The organism is Nocardia noduli, from assembly GCF_019038455.1.
In the GTDB taxonomy this organism is placed as follows: Bacteria; Actinomycetota; Actinomycetes; order Mycobacteriales; family Mycobacteriaceae; genus Nocardia; species Nocardia noduli.
The window spans coordinates 28,859-47,764 of the sequence record NZ_JAFMPL010000025.1 but is presented as its reverse complement, the minus strand read 5'-3'; the positions used below and the strand labels follow the sequence as shown (position 1 = coordinate 47,764).

The 18,906-nt window shown below is 68.5% G+C and carries 20 protein-coding genes; 10 read left to right on the top strand and 10 right to left on the bottom strand.

Annotated elements, in window-relative coordinates:
• Positions 1 to 5: 5 nt before the first annotated feature.
• The 3 genes from JZ792_RS16625 to JZ792_RS16615 are packed head-to-tail and all read right to left on the bottom strand — an operon-like array spanning position 6 to position 2,365.
• Positions 6 to 1,082, bottom strand: a complete 1,077-nt coding sequence (locus tag JZ792_RS16625) for a quinone-dependent dihydroorotate dehydrogenase (protein ID WP_216911369.1) — start codon at positions 1,080 to 1,082, stop codon at positions 6 to 8.
• A gap of 8 nt (positions 1,083 to 1,090) precedes the next feature.
• On the bottom strand, positions 1,091 to 1,339 hold the full coding sequence (locus JZ792_RS16620; protein WP_109525935.1) for a DUF5703 family protein: 249 nt from the start codon (positions 1,337 to 1,339) through the stop codon (positions 1,091 to 1,093).
• Complete coding sequence (locus JZ792_RS16615; RefSeq protein WP_216911368.1) at positions 1,340 to 2,365, bottom strand: hypothetical protein; 1,026 nt, start codon at positions 2,363 to 2,365, stop codon at positions 1,340 to 1,342.
• A gap of 205 nt (positions 2,366 to 2,570) precedes the next feature.
• On the opposite strand from JZ792_RS16615, the gene JZ792_RS16610 reads away from it, so the two are divergent.
• Genes JZ792_RS16610 through JZ792_RS16595 form a run of 4 tightly spaced genes read left to right on the top strand, consistent with a single transcriptional unit; the run spans position 2,571 to position 6,008 of the window.
• The gene (locus tag JZ792_RS16610) at positions 2,571 to 2,927 is read left to right on the top strand and encodes a hypothetical protein (protein ID WP_216911367.1); all 357 of its coding nucleotides are present in this window, start codon (positions 2,571 to 2,573) and stop codon (positions 2,925 to 2,927) included.
• Positions 2,928 to 2,933: 6 nt separating this feature from the next.
• Positions 2,934 to 3,461, top strand: coding sequence for a WKL family lipoprotein (locus JZ792_RS16605; RefSeq protein ID WP_216911366.1), 528 nt, complete (start codon positions 2,934 to 2,936; stop codon positions 3,459 to 3,461).
• A 7-nt stretch (positions 3,462 to 3,468) separates the two neighbouring features.
• Complete coding sequence (locus JZ792_RS16600; RefSeq protein WP_216911365.1) at positions 3,469 to 5,610, top strand: MMPL family transporter; 2,142 nt, start codon at positions 3,469 to 3,471, stop codon at positions 5,608 to 5,610.
• 11 nt (positions 5,611 to 5,621) lie between these two features.
• Positions 5,622 to 6,008 carry a YrdB family protein gene (locus JZ792_RS16595; RefSeq protein WP_216911364.1) on the top strand — a complete coding sequence of 129 codons (387 nt, stop codon included), beginning with the start codon at positions 5,622 to 5,624 and terminating at the stop codon, positions 6,006 to 6,008.
• A 22-nt stretch (positions 6,009 to 6,030) separates the two neighbouring features.
• Here the strand turns inward: JZ792_RS16595 and JZ792_RS16590 are convergent, their stop codons facing one another.
• Genes JZ792_RS16590 through JZ792_RS16575 form a run of 4 tightly spaced genes read right to left on the bottom strand, consistent with a single transcriptional unit; the run spans position 6,031 to position 10,125 of the window.
• Complete coding sequence (locus JZ792_RS16590; RefSeq protein WP_216911404.1) at positions 6,031 to 6,891, bottom strand: heme ABC transporter ATP-binding protein; 861 nt, start codon at positions 6,889 to 6,891, stop codon at positions 6,031 to 6,033.
• Positions 6,882 to 8,054 (bottom strand): FecCD family ABC transporter permease, encoded by a 1,173-nt coding sequence (locus JZ792_RS16585; protein ID WP_254189922.1) that lies wholly within the window; start codon positions 8,052 to 8,054, stop codon positions 6,882 to 6,884. The genes JZ792_RS16590 and JZ792_RS16585 overlap by 10 nt, the downstream gene beginning before the upstream one ends.
• Entirely contained in the window at positions 8,051 to 9,124 is a 1,074-nt protein-coding gene (locus JZ792_RS16580; protein WP_216911363.1) for a heme/hemin ABC transporter substrate-binding protein, read from the bottom strand. The genes JZ792_RS16585 and JZ792_RS16580 overlap by 4 nt, the downstream gene beginning before the upstream one ends.
• Positions 9,125 to 9,144: 20 nt before the next feature.
• Positions 9,145 to 10,125 carry an aldo/keto reductase gene (locus JZ792_RS16575; RefSeq protein ID WP_216911362.1) on the bottom strand — a complete coding sequence of 327 codons (981 nt, stop codon included), beginning with the start codon at positions 10,123 to 10,125 and terminating at the stop codon, positions 9,145 to 9,147.
• A 470-nt stretch (positions 10,126 to 10,595) separates the two neighbouring features.
• Between JZ792_RS16575 and JZ792_RS16570 the strand changes: the two genes are divergently transcribed.
• The 5 genes from JZ792_RS16570 (at position 10,596) to mshC (ending at position 15,492) form a co-directional block, all read left to right on the top strand.
• On the top strand, positions 10,596 to 11,531 hold the full coding sequence (locus JZ792_RS16570) for an undecaprenyl-diphosphate phosphatase (RefSeq protein WP_216911361.1): 936 nt from the start codon (positions 10,596 to 10,598) through the stop codon (positions 11,529 to 11,531).
• Positions 11,532 to 11,583: 52 nt separating this feature from the next.
• Positions 11,584 to 12,315, top strand: coding sequence for a histidine phosphatase family protein (locus tag JZ792_RS16565; protein ID WP_216911360.1), 732 nt, complete (start codon positions 11,584 to 11,586; stop codon positions 12,313 to 12,315).
• An 83-nt stretch (positions 12,316 to 12,398) separates the two neighbouring features.
• On the top strand, positions 12,399 to 12,983 hold the full coding sequence (locus JZ792_RS16560; RefSeq protein WP_109525945.1) for a DUF3090 domain-containing protein: 585 nt from the start codon (positions 12,399 to 12,401) through the stop codon (positions 12,981 to 12,983).
• A 3-nt stretch (positions 12,984 to 12,986) separates the two neighbouring features.
• Entirely contained in the window at positions 12,987 to 13,826 is an 840-nt protein-coding gene (locus JZ792_RS16555) for an SCO1664 family protein (RefSeq protein ID WP_438804338.1), read from the top strand.
• 427 nt (positions 13,827 to 14,253) lie between these two features.
• Positions 14,254 to 15,492, top strand: coding sequence for a cysteine--1-D-myo-inosityl 2-amino-2-deoxy-alpha-D-glucopyranoside ligase (gene mshC, locus JZ792_RS16550; protein WP_216911359.1), 1,239 nt, complete (start codon positions 14,254 to 14,256; stop codon positions 15,490 to 15,492).
• A gap of 143 nt (positions 15,493 to 15,635) precedes the next feature.
• On the opposite strand, the gene JZ792_RS16545 is transcribed toward mshC, so the two are convergent.
• On the bottom strand, positions 15,636 to 15,929 hold the full coding sequence (locus JZ792_RS16545) for a hypothetical protein (protein ID WP_216911358.1): 294 nt from the start codon (positions 15,927 to 15,929) through the stop codon (positions 15,636 to 15,638).
• Between the two features lie 53 nt (positions 15,930 to 15,982).
• Positions 15,983 to 16,657 (bottom strand): GAP family protein, encoded by a 675-nt coding sequence (locus JZ792_RS16540; RefSeq protein ID WP_216911357.1) that lies wholly within the window; start codon positions 16,655 to 16,657, stop codon positions 15,983 to 15,985.
• A 305-nt stretch (positions 16,658 to 16,962) separates the two neighbouring features.
• Between JZ792_RS16540 and JZ792_RS16535 the strand changes: the two genes are divergently transcribed.
• The gene (locus tag JZ792_RS16535) at positions 16,963 to 17,904 is read left to right on the top strand and encodes an ATP-dependent DNA ligase (protein WP_216911402.1); all 942 of its coding nucleotides are present in this window, start codon (positions 16,963 to 16,965) and stop codon (positions 17,902 to 17,904) included.
• A 29-nt stretch (positions 17,905 to 17,933) separates the two neighbouring features.
• Here JZ792_RS16535 and JZ792_RS16530 read toward each other — a convergent pair whose 3' ends face one another.
• Positions 17,934 to 18,893, bottom strand: coding sequence for a TIGR03619 family F420-dependent LLM class oxidoreductase (locus JZ792_RS16530; RefSeq protein WP_216911356.1), 960 nt, complete (start codon positions 18,891 to 18,893; stop codon positions 17,934 to 17,936).
• Positions 18,894 to 18,906: the final 13 nt, after the last annotated feature.

Sequence of the window (18,906 nt, the reverse complement as noted above, 5' to 3'; positions counted from 1 at the left end):
GGGAGTCAGGCCTGCGTCACGTGCTCGGCGCCGACCGCCTCCGCGATCGAGGAGAAACCACGCTCGCGCAGGCGGTCGGCGATCCCGCGGTGGACCTTGCGGGTCCAGAAGAGTCCGCCGTAGATGAAACCGGTGTACCCCTGCAACAGGGTGGCCCCGGCGAGGATGCGCTCGAAGGCCTGGTCGGGAGTTTCGATGCCGCCCACCGAGACCAGGACGACGCGGTCACCGACCCGGCGGTAGAGACGGCGCAGTACCTCGAGGGAACGGTCGGCCACCGGCGCGCCCGACAGACCGCCCGCCCCCATCGCGGCGACCTCGGCGGCGTCGGTGCGCAGGCCGTCGCGGCGGATGGTGGTGTTGGTGGCCACGATGCCCGCGAGCCCGAGTTCGACCGCGAGGTCGGCCACGGCGTCGATATCGTCGTCGGACAGATCGGGGGCGATCTTGACCAGGACGGGAACCCGGACCTCGTCGAGTACCGCCTGTAGCACCGGCCGCAGGGATTCGACGGCCTGTAGATCGCGCAGGCCCGGCGTATTGGGCGAGCTGACGTTCACGACGACGAAATCGGCGAGCGGTCCGAGCAGTGCCGCGCTCGTCGCGTAGTCGGCGGCCGCGTCGGCGGGTTCGACGATCTTGGTCTTGCCGATATTGGCGCCGATCGGCACCGTGCTGGTCCGCGCCCGCAGTTGTCCGGCGGCGCGCGCCGCACCGTGATTGTTGAACCCCATCCGGTTGATGAGCGCGTGATCGGCGGGCAGCCGGAACAGCCGAGGCGCCGGATTACCCGGTTGCGCCTGCGCCGTGACGGTGCCGACCTCGGCGAAACCCCAGCCGAGCGGACCCCACACATCGACGCCGTCGGCGTTCTTGTCGAAACCGGCGGCCAGACCGAGCGGTGCGGGGAAGTCGACACCGAACGCGGTGTTGCGCAGGATCGGGTCGTCGGACACCAGCAGCCAGTTCAATACCCAGCGTGCGGGTGCGAAACGCGCTGCCAGGCGCATCGCGGCGAAGACGAGATGATGGATCCGCTCCGGCGGAACCAGGAACATCAAGCGAAGCACCAGTGTGTACATCGGCCGCGTCACATCCCCGGCTCTGACTGGGGTTGCGTCGCCGATTTTCGGCGGCGCAACAACACCCGACGACTCCCGTCGGTGTACGCGCGCACCCGTGAGAGCTCCCAGCCGCCGAATTCGGCCTGGATCGCCAGGCGCATCGACGCGGTGACCCGGTTCACGTCCTTGGGTAGTCGCAGCGGCACATACTCGTAATCGTCGCTGGTGGTCTCCCAGCTCGCCGGTAGTGCCCCGCGGGAGGTGTTCGGCGCCATCTACTGCCCTCTCTTCCGCTCGTCCGCGGGAATCCGCTGCAGACCGTCACCGGTCGCGGATCCGACGAACAGATCACCGGTGCGTTCGTCGACGGTCACCGAATCGGGTTGGCGCACGGTCGGAAAGCGGCCCACTTCCTTCGGTATACCCGTCGACAGATCGAATCCGACGACTTCGTTGCTCTGCGTGCACGTCACCCACACGGTCTCGGACCGTCGATCGTAGGCGAGTGCGTAAGGCGACGATCCTACCGGGAAACGCTGGCGCAGTACGAGAGGTCCGGTCGTGTAGACCAGGAGTTCGCCGCCCGCGGTATCGGTCACGATGATCCGGCCGAAGTGGTCGGCGATCATGTCGGTGGCGCCGTCGCCCGCGCGCAGGGCCAGTCCGAGCCGATCCTTGCCCGGGTCGATCTCGGTGATCGAGGTCTGGCGTCGGTCGAGAACCGTGAGGTGGTCGGGGGTCTGGGCGAGGACGTCGGCCGAAGCCAGACCCGACACGGTCTCCAGCACCTCCCCGGTGGCGGCGAGGGTGCGGACCTTCCCGTCGGCGGTGCCGACGACCAGGGTGCCGTCGGGCCGGTACGCCACCGACCTGACGTCGCCGTCGACGGTGATCTGGGTGCTCACTCCGGTCGCGAGGTCCACGCGCAGGACGCGGTCACGGGCGGGAATCAGGACTTCGCCCGGTTTACCCTGCGCCAGTGCCGTGCCCGGGGCGGGGAGCGCGAGCGGTCTGCCAGCCTGGGCGCCACCCTGGAAATTCGCCGGATCGAGCACGAAGAGCGTGTTCGCATCGAGTGCGACGAGTTGCCCGGTACCCGATTCGGTCAGCAGCGCGCCGACCGGACCGGTGCGGGCCGTCACCTGGCCCGCCGGTTTCACCGTCGTCGCGGGGGCGACCGCGGCGACGGCGGGATCGCGGGTGGGCAGGTCGGGTGTGTCCCCGTCGGAGGAGCATCCGGCCAGCAAAGCCAGTACCGCCGCGCCCACCAGCGCACAGGGAACCGAGCCGCGACGGCGCATCCACCGACTCCTAACTACCGAGGTGACATCCCGAACCGACACCATCTGACCATGTCGGGGCGACACCGTGGCGGACCGGGGTCGGGGCGGTCACGGATTGTCGGTGACCCGCGTTACCTTAAAGTTGGAATACCCGAACGACGCAGTACCGGTCCGATCCGAGCACCAGCCACCGTCACGCGACGCCACCGAGAGGGAGCCACGGTTGAAATCCGACCACCATCCGGAATTCGCCGTCGACGACATCACCGTCGGCCGGTACGCGCACGGATTCGGTACCACGGCCGACGGCAGGCCCTACGCGTTCCGTACGGTCAGGTCCACGCTCACGCTCGAGATCTACCGGGCCGATCTCACCACCGATGTGCCGGGGCCGGAGGACGTGGTCGCGGTGGCCACGGTGCGGGTCACCGATGTCGATCTCGACGACGAACGCAGTGTCGTGGCACTTGTCCGGGATATGATCCCCGACGCCGCGCCGGTCGAATCCGTCGCGGACCGGGACGTCACGACCGTGCGCGCCCTGCTGGGGCGGATCGGATCCGTCATAGATGGTATCTAGGAAGTGATGCGACCCACACGACTCGCCCGATTCGTCCTCGCCGTGGCCGGTGTCCTGGCCGTGGTCTCGGCCTGCGACTCCAGTTCGGACGAGGCGTCCGTCGACGCCGCGCGTTCGCGCGCCAACCAATCGCTGTCCTCGTCGGTGGCGGCGTCGTCGAGCGCGGCGCATCCGCCGTTGCCGTCGGCGGCGCAACTCGACGCGCAGATCAAGCGGGCGCTGGATCCGGCGCTGCCCGACAGCGAACGTACCGATCTGATCGAGGACGGCAACGTCTTCAAGGACGCCATCCCCGATATGTACAAGGCGTTGCAGGACAATCCGCGCGCCATCTACGGCGTGACCGATCCGGTGTTCGACAATCGCGACGGCACGCTGACCGCGACCATGCGTTTGGACAAGGACGGCAGCGGCACCGTCATCCGCACCACCATCGTGCATTTCGTGCTGATCGACGGCAAATGGAAGATCTCGAGGACCGATCTGTGCGGCATCCTGCGCTCGGCCGACTACCGCACCCCGGCCTGCGGATAGCCCAGTGATGGTGAATCTGCGGGTTCGGTCGCGTTCGGCGTCCTCGTCGTCGGCGGGACCGGATTCGAAATCCCTGCGCTGGGGATATTTCGTCTACCGCAACCGCTATCTGGTGCTGGCCGTCTTCGTGCTCACGGTGCTGCTGTCGGGCTGGTACGGACGTGACCTGGCCGGACGGTTGACACAGGAGGGCTGGTTCGACGAGAGCAGCGAATCGGTGGCCGCGTCGAAGATCGCCGACGACACCTTCGGCCGCGATACCGACAGCGACCTGATCCTGCTCTACACCGCGCCCGAGGGCGCGACGGTCGACGATCCCGAGGTCCGCGCGGCCGTCACCGGCGCGCTGGCCGGGTTGCTCGCCGAGTATCCAGATCGAATCCTGAAGATCGACAGCTATTGGGACAGCCCGTTCGCCGCCAATGCCACCGACGCCACGCGTAAGCACGCCTTCGCGAGCGTGGGATTGCGGGGCGAAGGCACCGCGACCGTCGAGAACTACGCGGCGATCAAGGACGATCTGGGCGCGGGCGGTCCCGGCACGGGCCCGGGCGGCACCACCGTGCAGACGGCCGGATTACAGCCGATCCTGGCCGGTCTGAACACCGGGATGCAGAACGATATCCACCGGGCCGAACTCATCGCGTTGCCACTGGTGGCGATCCTGTTGTATTTCGTCTTCGGCGGCATGGTCGGCGCGCTGCTGCCGGTGCTGATCGGCGGGATGACCATCCTCGGCACCGCGGGCATCATGCGGGTGCTGACCGGGATCATCGACGTGAACGTCTTCGCCAGTACCGTCATGACCCTGGTCAGTCTCGGTCTGGCGATCGACTACGGATTGTTCACGGTGACCAGATTCCGCGAGGAGATCGCCGCGGGCCGCACCGTGGAGGAGGCCACCGCGCGCACCGTGGCGACGGCGGGACGCACCGTGATGTTCTCCGCCGGGATCATCGCCATCAGTCTCGCCGCGCTGTTCATCTTCCCCAACGGTGTACTCAGATCGGTGCCCTACGGCGGTATCAGTTCGGTGCTGCTGGCCGCGTTGCTCTCGGTGACGGCGCTGCCCGCGGCGCTCGGTATCGCCGGTCGCCGTATCGATTTCCTCGGCTGGAAGCGATTCTCGCGGACCAAGACCGAGGAGCAGATCGACGCCGGATTCTTCTCCCGGCTCGCTCGCTGGGCGATGCGGCGGCCGTGGGCGGTGACGATTCCGATCGTGCTGGCGCTGCTCGCGCTCGCGATCCCGTTCCGGCATATCGAATTCGGCGGTATCAGCGAGAAGTACCTGGCCTCCGAGAACCCGGCCAGGATCGCCCAGGAACGATTCGACGAACTGTTCCCGAGTTTCCGCACCGAACCGCTGAAACTGGTGATCGTCGGCGCGAATCCGCAGCAGCTCAGCGATATCCGCTATGAGGCCAACCAGGTGCCCGGACTCACCGGGCGTTTCGAACCCAGTGCCACGACCAAGGACGGCGTGAACGTCCTCAACGCCGGGCTCGGCGACAAACGCGACGCCGACCGCGTGATCGACGCGTTGCGCGCGATACCGGAACCACCCGGTGTCGAGGTGATGGTCGCCGGGGTGCCCGCGTTGGAACGTGACAGTATCAACGGACTGCTCGAGGGGCTGCCGTTGCTGGTGGCGCTGCTGGCACTGGCCGCGTTGCTGCTGATGTACGCGGCGTTCCGGTCGATCATCCTGGCGCTCAAGGCCGTGGCGATGAGCGCGTTGAGTCTCGTCGCGACGTTGGGCGTGCTCACCTGGATCTTCGTGGAGGGGCACGGATCGGAACTCTTCCACTTCACGCCGGGTCCGCTGATGTTCGCGGTGCTGGCCCTGATCGTCACCGTGGTGTTCGGTCTGTCCACCGACTACGAGGTGTTCCTGCTGTCCCGGGTCGCGGAGGCCAGAGCGGGCGGGGCCGATCCGCCCGAGTCGATCCGCTACGGCATCGCCCACACCGGCGGCGTGATCACTTCTGCCGCAGCGATTCTCATCGTGGTCACCGGCGCGTTCGGGTTCTCCGACCTCGTGCTGATGAAGTACATCGCCTATGGCATGATCGCCGCGCTGATCCTCGACGCCACGGTGATCCGCATGCTGCTGACACCGGCGGTGCTCAAACTGATCTGGCGCTGAGGAGATCTGCCGTGCGAATCGCCAAGGGCGCAGCCCTGTTCCTGATGTTCCTGCTGGAACTGGGGGTGATCGCGGGCGCGGCGGTCTGGGGTTTCACCCTGGACGGCGCGCCGGTGCTGCGGATCGTCGCCGGAGTGGTCGCGCCACTGCTGTTCATCATGATGTGGGCGCTGTTCGGAGCGGCCCGCGACGCACGCTTCCGGCTGCGCGGGCCGTGGCGAATCGCGTTGGAGATCATCTGGTTCGGCGGCGGAGCCGTCACCTGGGCCGTCGCTGTCTCCACCGTGGCCGGGCTGGTGTTCTTCGCGCTGTGGGCCGCCGACGCGGTCGCGCGATACGCGCTGGAGGGAAGTCTGATCGTCGAGACCGGCGCACGCCGACCGGCCGAGGTGCTGTGATCCGGGCGATGCCCGGAATTCCTCAGCGCCGTACCGGAAGGACGAGCTGAGCGCCCGTCACCGGGTGGTCGATGACTTCGACCGGATGCTGATAGACGCGGGTGAGCAGTTCGGTGGTGAGCACTTCGCGCGGCGGACCGTCGGCCGCGACGCGGCCCGATTCGAGGACGGCGACGCGGTCGGCGTAGGCGGCCGCGATACCGAGATCGTGCAACACCACGACGACCGCGGCACCCGCCGCGGCCCTGGCCGACGCCAGGCGCAGCACCGACTCCTGGTGGCCGAGATCGAGCGCGGCGGTCGGTTCGTCGAGCAGCAGTGTCGCGGTGTCCTGGGCGAGTACGCGCGCCAGCGCGACACGGGCCCGCTCACCACCGGACAGCGTCGGAAACGCCCGCGCCGCGAGATGTTCGACATCGGCGGCGGCCAGCGCCGCGCGGATCTGTTCGTCGTCGTGCGCGTCGCGTTCGGTGCGTGCCCACGGCGCCCTGCCCATCGCGACGACTTCGCGGGCGGTGAAAGGGAATCCGACGGTGTGACTCTGCGGCAGCACCGCGCGTCGGCGCGCCATATCCAGCGGCGTCCACCGATCGAGCCCTCGCCCGTCGAGTTCCACGACACCCTCGGTGGGTGCGAGTTCACCGGCGAGCGCGGCCAGTAGCGTCGATTTGCCCGCGCCGTTGGGCCCGACGAGCGCCACCACCTGCCCGGCGACCACCTCGAAATCCACGGTGTCGAGTACCCGCCGCGTCCGCGATTCCGCGCGCCGATCGACGCTGACCCCGGCCGAGCGCAGTGTCACCGTGCCCGGTGCCGGTGCCGTCGGCAGCTCGTGCACCCGGCCGAATACGCCGAGGCTCCCTCTGAGCACGCTCACGCCCAGCCTCCCGCGCGTGCCCTGGTCCGGCGCAGCAGCCAGAAGAAGAACGGGCCGCCGATCAGCGAGGTCAGCATGCCCAGCGGCAGATCCGCGTTGTCGACCAGGGATCGGGCGGCCACATCGGCGGCGAGCAGCACGACCGCGCCCAGTATCGCGCTGAGTGGGATGAGCACCCGATGTGCCGGTCCGACCAGCATCCGGACCACGTGCGGCACGATCAGCCCGACGAACAGGATGATCCCGGTGAACGCGACGCCCGCCGTGGTCAGGACCGCGACGATGACGATCACATTGCGGCGCAGCCGTTCCACGTCGACGCCGAGATGACGGGCGGCCGATTCGCCGAGCGCGAGCAGGTCGAGCCTGGGTGCGACGAGGATCGCGGCGGCCACCCCGGCGAAGGCCAGCGGCGTGACCACGCCCACCGCCTGCCAGGTGGCGCCGTTGAGACTGCCCAGCTGCCAGAACACGATCTGATCGCGTGCCGCGGGGGTGGCGACGAACAACAGGAACGCGATCAGCCCGCCCGCGAACGCGTTGATCGCGACACCGGTGAGGACCAGGGTCACCACTTCGGTCCGTCCGCCCGAGCGTGACAGCGCGTAGACGAGCGCGGTGGTGATCAGTCCGGCGACGAAGGCCGCCGCCGCCACCGACCAGGCCGCGACGAACGCGCCGCCGACCACGATGACCGTGCCCGCGCCGACCGCGGCTCCGGCCGAGACGCCGATCACTCCCGGTTCGGCCAGCGGATTCGCGAAGACGCCCTGGAGCAGCGCGCCCGCGGTGGCCAGGGCCGCGCCGACCAGCATCGCGAGCACGACACGCGGGAACCTGACCTCCCAGAGCGTCACCTCGCCCGCGGGATGGGCGGGCATCGGACCCCAGTCCAGCCCGATGCGGTGCAGCACACTGCCCGCGACCTCGAGCGGTGTCGTCGGCACCTGACCGATCGCGGCCGAGGCCAGCGCCAGCAGCACCAGGGTGGTCACCGATACCGCGAAGACGATCGTGACGCGGGACCGACCCCGGGATTTCGGGGGAGCTGCCGCGGGTTCGGGATCGCGGTCGGTCGTGACGGTCGTCGACACCGCTGCGGCGTCGGGCCGCGGGGTCTCGCCGACCCGGCTACCGCGATCGGGTCCCGCTGAAGCGGCTTCGATCATGCGGGGCGGGCGCCGTACACGGCGTCGCTGAGCGCGGCGACGACGCGGCCGGTATTCGGACCGAAGCTGAGCAGGACCGAGTCGGCCATATCGATGACCCGCCTGTTGCGGCCCGCCGGGGTCTGCGCGATCCCGGGGACCTTCTCGAGTCCGTCGATACCGCCGACCGAGGTGAGCCCGTCGGACATGACGAGCAGGACGTCGGGCGCGGCGCTGATCATCGCCTCGGAGGTGATCGCGGTGAACGGCTCCTTCAGTCCGGCGGCGGTGCCCGCGTCGTTCGCCCCGAGTGCGGCGATCAGGGCATCGGCGCCCGAACCCGGTCCGGCGATCATCGTGATGGCGGTACTGCGCAGGTAGAGGAAGGCGATGTTGGGGGGTGTGTCCTGCTCGGGCACCGCCGCGCTCGCCGCGGCGATCTCTTCGGTCGTGCGCTGAGCCAGCGCCTGTCCGGCCGCGGGCACACCGAGGGCGCCCGCCACGGCCTGGATCTGCGGGACGACACCCTCCATGGTTCGCTGCGGATCGAAGTAGACCACCGTCACACCGGCGGCCTTCAACTGTTCGCGGACAGCGGGCGCCGCACTGGTCGTGTCGGTGAGGAATACCGTCGGCCGCAGCGCCAGCACGGATTCCACATTCAGCGAGCCGTTGCCGCCGGTGACGTTGGGCACCTGCGCCACGGCGGGGAAGGCGGCGGCGGTGCTGCGGCCGACGAGTTTCGGACCGAGCCCCAACGCCCACACGGTCTGCGCGAGGGTGCCGTAGCGGTCTGCCGCGATGATGCGATCGGCGGAGGTGACGGTGACTTCCCCGCCGTCGAAGGAACGCACCGTCGCGGGCAGGGTCGGCGTCGGCGCCGGTCCGATCGGTACCGGATCCTGATTCTGGATCACGGCGGTGGTCGGACCGGCCTGCCCGGAACCGGTCGCCGAACTGTCGGTGCCACAGGCCGCGGAACCGATGAGCAGGACCAGTGCGAGTACCGCGACGACCGACCTCGGCAGGCCGGATCGGGCGCTGCGGGTGCCCCGCGCCGGGACGAACGGAACTCCTGGACTCGCACTCATGTAGGCAAGCCTAATCCGCGTCATTCCGCGCGTGCGCTCACGTCGTCCAGTGCCGCCGCGATGGCCCTTGGCAGCTCCAGGGTCTCGGCGGCCATCACCCCGGTCAGCTGTCCGATATCGCGGGCGCCGACGAACATGCTCGCGATGCCGACCCGGTCCCGGATCCAGGCGAGTGCCACCGCGAGCGGGGACGTGCCGAGACCGTCGGCCGCGGTGACCAGCGCGTCGACCACCCGGGTGGCGCGATCGTCGAGCCGCAGCCGGATCTCGGCGGCGGTCGCCTCGTCCGCGCCGCGCGAATCGGCGGGAACACCGTTGCGGTATTTGCCGGTCAGGATGCCGCCGGACAGCGGCGCGGTCGCTATGACGCCGACACCGTGGTGGCGCGCGGCCGGAACGAAATCGTCCTCCGCCTCCCTGGCCAGCAGCGAGTACGCGGTCTGCGCGACGACGACCGGCGCGATCGCCGCCAGGCTCGCCAACTGCCACGCGCCGAATCCGCTGACGCCCGCGTAGCGGACCCGCCCGGACCGCACGGCGTAGTCGAGGGTCGCGGCGATCTCGTCGAGCGGGGTGCGCGGATCCCAGGCGGCGACGGTCCAGATATCGAGGTGGTCGGTGCCGAGGTCGAGCAGGGTCCGGTCCAATTGACGCAGCAGGGTCCGGCGCGAGGCGTCGATCGTCGGTCGCGTGGTCTCGGGGGTCGGCACCCCCGATTCCAACTCGACCAGGGGCGCGTCGATCTGCGCGACCACTCCGGCGCTGCCGCTGAGGACGAATTCGTCGCGGCCGATCACATCGCCGAACAGATCGGCGAGTATTCGTTGCGCGATACCGCCGGAGTAGGCGGGTGAGGTCTCGACCAGGGTGCCGCCCGCTTCCGCGAACGCGACCAATTGTCCGGCGGCGTCGTCGGAATCCGTCTGCGAACCCCAGGTGTGGGTCGCCAGTCCGATCCGGGACACCCGAAGGCCGCTGCAACCGACCGTCCGCTGTTCCATCACCGTGTCCGCGCATTCGTCACGGCGCCAAGAGTAATGCGCGGCGCACCCCGAAGTCCGTCTCCTGTCGCGCGGCGGGCCGAGGAAACCGGGACTCTCGGCAGGGTTCGGCGGTGAGCCACAGTGTGAGCAGCGGTTTTACCGAGTCGTCCCCGACCGCGGTGACGGTGGGCGCGTCGCGACGCGCCGATATCGGGTGGTGCGCGCATCGATGACGGTCGCGCGGCCGTCGACCGATATTCGCGGGGTATTCGCGGCCGCCGGATCCGAGGACACGCCCGGGGGGCGGATGGGCAGCTCCGGCATGTACTGTCGCTGCGGGATTGCGCCGGTGCTCACACCGGCTCGATCACACGGTTGACCAATTGCTTACTCGGAACAGATATTTCGGGCACCGGGTAGAACAGGTGCGAGGCGGGCCGCGAGCGGCCGAGTACCGCGCGGAACGGAGGAGACCAGTGGGCGAGTCGATGACCTGGGTACAGGCGCTGATACTTGGCCTGGTCCAGGGCCTCACCGAATTTCTCCCGGTGTCCTCCTCCGCGCATCTGCGCATCGTGTCGGCGGTGTTCTTCGGCGACGACGCGGGCGCGTCCTTCACCGCCGTCACCCAGCTCGGCACCGAAGCGGCGGTCCTGGTGTACTTCGCCAAGGACATCGCGCGGATCGTGCGCGCCTGGTTCAGCACCATTGCCATGCGGCTGCGGGAACGGTCGGGACAGACCGTGCCGCTGTCGGAGCAGCCGACGCGGAAATTGCCCGTCATCACCGGCGATTACGCGGCCGACTTCCGCAACGACGAGGATTCGCAGCGCGAACTCGACTACCGCATCGGCTGGTACGTCATCATCGCGACCATTCCGATCGGCGTCATCGGATTCGTGTTCAAGGATCAGATCCGCACCGGCGCGCGCAATCTGTGGCTGGTGTCGTTCATGCTCATCGCCTTCGCGCTGGTGATCGCGGCCGCCGAGTACTACGGCCGCAAGAACCGCCCGATCGAGCAGTTGACCACCCGCGACGGCCTCGTCATGGGTCTGGCCCAGTGCCTGGCACTCATACCGGGGGTATCCCGCTCCGGCGCCACCTCCTCGGCGGGCCTTTTCCTCGGGCTCGAACGCGAAGCGGCGGTGCGGTTCTCGTTCCTGCTCGCGATCCCGGCGGTGACGGCTTCGGGTCTGTTCAGTCTGCCCGACGCCTTCGAACCCGCAGGTGAGGGTCTCAACGCCAGTGGCGCGCAGTTGCTGGTCGCGACGCTGGTGGCCTTCGCGGTCGGCTACGCGTCGGTGGCATGGCTGCTGAAGTTCGTAGCGCGGTATTCGCTGAACTGGTTCGGCGCTTACCGAATCGTGCTCGGCTTGATCATCATGGGTCTGCTCGCGGGCGGGGTGGTGTCGGCGACGTGAGTACCGCCACGGCGATCCGACCGCACCCCGCCGCGCCGATTAGGCTGTACCGATGACGGTGATCCTGCTGCGGCACGGCGTGTCCACATCGAACACCGCCCGCACTCTCGCAGGTCGCAGCGCCGGGGTCGAACTGACCGAGCGAGGCAGCGAGCAGGCACGGGCTGTGGCCGAACGTCTCGCGGGGCTGCCGATCGAGTACATCGTGCACTCACCGCTGTTGCGCTGTCAGCGAACAGTCGGGCCGCTCGCCGAGAAGTTCGGGCTGGAACCGGAGTACGACGACCGCATCATCGAAGTCGACTACGGCGACTGGACCGGCAAGCCGATCGCGGATCTGCTCACCGAACCGCTGTGGAAGGTCGTGCAGCAACACGCCTCCGGCGCGGTGTTCCCCAACGGGGAGGGTTTGGCGCAGGTGCAGTCCCGCGCGGTGGCCGCGATCCGCGAACGTGAGCGCGCCTACGCCGAGAAACACGGCCGTGACGTGCTGTGGGTGGCCTGCACGCACGGTGACGTGATCAAGTCCGTGCTCGCCGACGCGTTCGGGATCCATCTCGACGGATTCCAGCGCATCGTGGTCGAACCCGCGTCGATCAGTGTGATCCGCTACACGCCGACCGCCCCCTATGTGTGGCGGCTCAACGACACCGGGGCGGATCTGAGCGCGCTGGCTCCACCGGAACGTCACGGCGGTTCGGCACCCGCCGCGACGAGCGGCCCGGTTCCCGGCGGAGAGATAAGCGGCGACTCCGGTGCGGATAATGGGAATGCGAAGCAATGAGATTGCTTCTCAACGTATGAGTGGCGTGTGGGAACACCGGGCGCCGTGGGTAGTCGATCAGGGTCACGTATCAGGAGGTGCAGATGGCACGAGAAATCCATGTATTTCGCACCCCCGATCGTTTCGTCGCCGGGACCGTCGGTGAGCCGGGCGATCGCGCGTTCTATCTCCAAGCCGTGCAGGAGCCGAGGGTGGTGAGCGTGCTGCTGGAGAAGCAGCAGGTGAAGGTACTCGCCGACCGGATGGGTCTGCTCCTGGACGAGGTCGCGCGCCGTTTCGGTGCCACCGTGCCGCCGCAGGCCGAGGACGTCAGCGACGTCGACCCGTTGGTCACGCCGATCGACGCCGAATTCCGGGTCGGCACCATGGGCCTGGGCTGGGACGCCGACGCGGGCGCGGTGGTGGTGGAACTGCTCGCCATCACCGAGACCGAGGTCGACGAATCGGTCGTGCTCGACGACACCGAAGAAGGACCGGACGCGGTACGGGTCTTCCTGACCCCCATCCAGGCACGGGAATTCGCGCTGCGCTCGACCCGCGTGATCGCGGCCGGACGTCCGCCGTGCCCGCTGTGCGGTGAACCGCTGTCGTCGCGGGGACACATGTGTGTGCGCACCAACGGGTACAAGCGCGGCGAGATCTTCGGCACGGCCGAGCTAGAGGAGTAGTGCGTGGCCGTCGAGCAGGAGCGAAGCGACCGGGCGGGCGCCGTCGACGGGGCGCGGCTGCGTACCGGGGAGATGACGGTGATCGGACGGGTCAACGTCGCCAGTAACGTCACGCTGGTCTGCGATATCGACGACGGCGCGGATTCCGGACCGCTGCGCGTGGTGTACAAACCGGTGCGCGGCGAACGCCCGCTCTGGGATTTCCCCGACGGCACGCTCGCGGGTCGCGAAGTGGGCTCCTACCTGGTCTCCGACGCGCTGGGCTGGGAGGTCATCCCGGAGACGATCCTGCGTGACGGCCCGTACGGGCCGGGCATGGTGCAGCGCTGGATCGAATCGGCGGACAACCACACCGACCGCGGCGACCGGCTCGACCTGGTCGACCTGTGCGCTCCCGGCGCTGTCCCCGAGGGTTTCACCGAAGTGCTGCGTGCACTGGACGGCGCGGGCGAGGAGGTCTCGCTCATCCACGCCGACGACCCGCGACTACAGCGGATGGCGGTGCTCGACGTCCTGATCAACAACGCCGACCGCAAGGGCGGTCACGCGCTCGAGGGCCGCGACGGACAGGTCTACGGGGTCGACCACGGTATCTGCCTGCACACCGAGGACAAACTGCGCACCGTGCTGTGGGGATGGGCGGGCGCCACGGTGCCGGACGGATTGCTCGCCGATATCGAGACCTTCGCCGAGATCCTGCCCGGCCCGGTCGCGGACGCGCTGTCACCGCATATCACCGACGCCGAGATCGACGCCCTCGTCGCGCGCACCGAGGATCTGCTCGAACACCGCACGATGCCGTTGCCGCACAGCGCCCGCCCGATACCCTGGCCCGCTTTCTGAATCGCGGCAGTCTGTGCACGCATGCGCGGACTGCCGTTCGGTCCAGCGGTGGGCGTACCCGTTCGCCCGCGAAGCGCAGGAAGCCGACCGGCTCCGTATCGGAGTCCGCTGTGCGACCCCGGGGTATCGGCGCGGTCTCCGACCCGATACCCTCGCGTGGCGCGGGTCACCCTCCGAAGGGTTGCGAGTGGCCCGGGTCTGCGGCAATTTGGTGGCATCCGTTTCGCGTCGTGCCGGGCAGATTTCGGACCGGTCGGTCGACAATTTCCGCAGGTCCCGCGATTTTCGGTTCCTCGGGACCTCAACAGTTGACATCCCGGAAACATGGCGCATTCACGCAGGTCCGCGCCGACGTTCCGCGGGTGCGTCGGCACGTCCGGGCCGGGGCGGCAGGTGATGACCGCGACCACACCTTTACCCTCGAATCATGCAGTCCTGGTCCGATACCGCCCTCCCGTCCGTTCCCGGAACAGGTCCGCCCTTGCGGTTGTACGACACCGCCGACCGGCAGGTTCGCCCGGTCACCCCCGGCCCGACGGCCACGATGTACGTCTGCGGGATCACCCCGTACGACGCCACGCACCTCGGGCACGCCGCCACCTACCTCGCCTTCGATCTGGTCAACCGCCTCTGGCGCGACGCGGGCCACGATGTGCACTACGTGCAGAACGTGACCGACGTGGACGATCCGCTGTTCGAACGCGCCGCCCGCGACGGCATCGACTGGCGCGACCTGGGCGCCCGCGAGATCGATCTGTTCCGTGAGGACATGTCGGCACTGCGGGTCATCCCACCGCGCGAGTACATCGGCGCGGTCGAATCGGTGGACGAGGTCGTCGAACTGGTCGAGAAATTGCTCGCCTCGGGCGCCGCGTACATCGTCGACGACACCGAATACCCGGATATCTACTTCCGCGTCGATGCCAACGAGCAGTTCGGCTACGAGTCCGGTTACGACCGGGCCACCATGGAACGACTGTTCGCCGAGCGCGGCGGCGACCCCGACCGCCCCGGCAAACACGACACCATCGACGCCCTGCTGTGGCGCGCGGCCCGCCCGGACGAGCCGTCGTGGCCCGCCCCCTTCGGCGCGGGCAGGCCCGGTTGGCATATCGAATGCGCGGCGATCGCCCTGAACCGGATCTCCACCGGATTCGACATCCAGGGCGGCGGCAGCGATCTGATCTACCCGCATCACGAATACTCGGCCGCGCACGCCGAAGCGCTGGAGACCGGACGCCGCTTCGCACGCCACTACGTACACGCCGGACTCATCGGGCTCGACGGCGAGAAGATGTCCAAATCCAAGGGCAATCTGGTGTTCGTCTCCAAGCTGCGCCGCGCGGGCACCGACCCCGACGCGATCCGCCTGGGACTGTTCGCGGGCCACTACCGGCAGGACCGGATGTGGACCGACGAGGTGCTCGCCGACGCCGAGCGCCGCCTCGACCTCTGGTGTCGCGCTTCGACGTTACCCACCGGACCCGCGGCCGCCGACACCGTCGCCCGGCTGCGCCAACACCTCGCCGACGATCTGGACACCCCCAAGGCGCTTGCCGCCGTGGACAACTGGGCCCAGCAGGCACTCGAATACGGCGGCCCCGATACCGACGCCCCCCGGGCGATCGCCACCGCGGTGGACGCGCTCCTGGGCATCCGCCTCTGATCCCGAACACACCGACCCGGACCGCGGCGACGGTCCGGGTAGCGAAACCGGTCACCATCCAGCTCCGAACTCGGTACCCACTGGAACATCCGCTGGCATCGGCCATCGTGCGGCACGCCGAGAGTTCCGGCGCGGGGGAGTACTCAGCGACGGCATTCGAGAATGTGCCCGGCCACGGTGCGATCGCCACGGTCGACGGTCGCCGCGTCGCGGTCGGCAACCGGCGTCTGCTCGATCGGGAGGGCGTCGACGTCACCGCGCTCACCGCCGAATACGACCGCCGCGCCGACGGTGGACATACGGCCGTGCTGGTCGCGGTGGACGGTGTCGCCGCCGCGATCGTCGTGCTCGCCGACGCGCCACGCGTTCGGACTCACCTTGCGCCCGGAGATCGCGGCCATGGCCATGTCGGGGTCGAGCGTGATCGTCGCCCTCAACGCCGTGTCACTGCGGCGGCTTCGCCTCCCGGATCCGCGCGGCGACCGTCCCGTCACCACAGCCGACCGGCATGCCGGATGACATCGATGATCAGCCCCAGTCCCAAGAGCGCGAACAGGATGCGGACCGACAGCGGACCGAAACGACTGAAGAACCGGACGACGCCGCGATAGACGCGCCGCGCGCGCGGTGACCGGCGCACCGACAGCAGCAGTACCAGCAGTGGTGGTACCAGGGCCAGCGCGCAGTAGACGACGATGATCAGCGGCCACAGCGGGGGATGCCTGGCCGAAATCATCGCGAGTGCGGCCAGGTAGGGGACCGCCGTCGGAGCCTGCGCCAGCCCGATCGCCACGCCCATCAATCCGAGCACCCACGGCCGTCGCCGTACTTCCTTGGCCCAGGCGGGCGGTTCGGCGTTCGCCGTGACCCGCACACACGCGAGCCCGATCAGGGTCAGGCCGATGACCAGTTCACCCCAGTACCGCAGTGTCGGTGTGAGTTCGAAATCCACGAGATCGGTGAGGAAGGTGATGCCGAGTACCGTGCACAGCCCGAAGGTCGTGGTGACCGCGAACACCCCGCCGAGGAAACTGGCTCCGCCCGGTATCGGTGACCGTCTCGCCAGTCTGCTGTCGGCCACGACCGCGGTCGTCACTCCTACCAACAGCACATCGAGGGAGTCGAGGAAGGCGAAGCCCGCGAGGGCCAGGAGAAGAGTGAGCATGGCCCGGCCAGCCTATGTGAGACGCCCCGGGCGGGAAATCGCGTTCCGGGGTGCGTTCGGCCGGGCCGCACAGGCAATACCGGTAACCAAATGAGTGCGGAATACCCCTCTGTCGCGGGATTCGATCCCGTCTTCCTTCGATGTTCCGGTATCCGAGCGCGCCGGATGTGAGCCGATAATCGGGTGTGAAATGGCCTGATGTGTTCTCTCTGCATTCAGCGCGGCAGAATGTGGCAAAGCCGGAAATGCGGACAGTAAAGTTTGCTGTGGATACGCTCGTGGGTGTGGTGTCTGTGCCGGCTCCGATGCTGGCGACCGCTGGGCGGCCGCCCGACGACCCCGGTCGATGGGCGATCGAACTGAAATGGGACGGCATCAGGGCGATCATGCGATCCGCCCGGGGAGGCTGTCGGTTCTACGGCAGGAACGGGCGCGATATCAGCGGATCATTTCCGGAACTGGTCGCGGCGCTGGGATCGGTGCTCGGCGGACGCGATGTGCTGGCCGACGGCGAGATCGTCGCACCCGACCGCAGCACCGGCGCGCCGTCGTTCGCGCGATTGCAGCGGCGGATGCACGTCGCTGATCCGAAACCCGATCTGCTGCGCGAGTTTCCCGTGGAATACCTGGCCTTCGATGTGCTCGAGATCGACGGGGATCCGGTGATGGGATCGCCGTATCTGGCACGTCGCGAACACCTCGACACCCTCGGACTGTCCGGTCCCCGGGTGCGTACCCCGCCGTTCTGGTCGGATGTCGACGCCGCGACCATGCTCGCCACGGCAGGCGAACACGGCCTGGAAGGTATCGTCAGCAAACTCGTCACCTCCGTGTACCGTCCCGGCACTCGATCGCCCGCGTGGATAAAGACCGCCCTGCGGCGCACCACGGAGGCCATCGTGGCGGGCTGGCTGCCAGGTTCCGGACGGTTATCGACGACCTTCGGCTCGGTCGTCCTCGGAGCCCACGACGATGCCGGGCGACTCGTGCATATCGGGAATGTCGGCACCGGGTGGACGATGTCGGATCGCCGCACCCTGCAAGCGCGCCTGGACCGGCTCGCTCGATCCGACAGTCCCTTCGATATCGATCCACCGAAACCCGTTGCCCGCGTCGCGCATTGGGTGACCCCGAGTATCGTCGCCGATATCGAGTACCGGGAAGCGAGCCGCGACGGCCTACGTCACCCGAGCTGGCGCGGGATACGGATCGACAAGACCCCCGACGACGTGAAATGGCCCGTATAGCATCGGAGTTCGCTCGAAGAAGGTCTCCCTCAGCCTGCGGGCTTTCCGGCGCGCGTCACAGGCGTGGAGTCCGACGGCGGCCCCTGTGTTCCCCGACCGAGCGTGTCCGCGAGTGCACCCAGCAGTTCCACCTGGCGTTCCGGATGAACGGAGGCCAGGTTGAGCGTGATGTGCATGTCGTCGGCCCCGATCTTCGCGGCCCGGTCGAGGTCCGCGAGTACGGCGTCGATGAACATGGTCGGGCTGTCGGGTTCACCGCCGGGGTAGAGCTGGAAGGTGTTGACGACGACGGTTCCGCTACCTCCCGCGTCCCGATACCAGCCGACTCTGGTGCGGGTCTCGTCCCAGTCCAGCGCGACGGTGACGAATCCGTCCGCGAGGGTCGCCGCCCGTTCGATCGTCGAGCGGACCATCGCGCCGAAATACAGCGGGATCGTGTCCGCCCACGGTTTGGGGCCGACCGCGGCGTTCGGAATGCGGTAATACGCGCCGTCGAACTCCACCGGGTCGCTGCGCCAGCAGGCGCGCATCGCCGCGACGTGCTCGACGAACCCGGCACCGCGGCGATCGAGCGGAACACCCGCCGCCTCGAATTCTTCCGGGATCATCCAGGACGAGTCGGCCGTGCCTCCGCCGCCCTGTCCGATACCGGCGTCGAGTCGACCTCGGGACAGACGATCGAGGGTGGCGAGTCTGCGCGCGAGCACGATCGGTGGCTGGAAGATCGAGTTCACGACTCCGGACATCACGCGGATCCGGTCGGTGTGCGCGGCGGCCCACGTCAGGGCCTCCAACGGATCCCACACGTGCGATTCGGGCAGGCCGTCCTTGAGTGCCGTGGTCGGCGACACCGGCATGAGAAGCCGTTCGCTGACCGACACGGCGTGATAGCCGAAGCGCTCTGCCGCGCGGGCCACCAGGGTGATCGCGTCGGGACCGGCGTGCGGGCCGAAAGTCGGCAGGCCGATACCAATTCTCGGAACGTTCATCGTGATTCTCCGC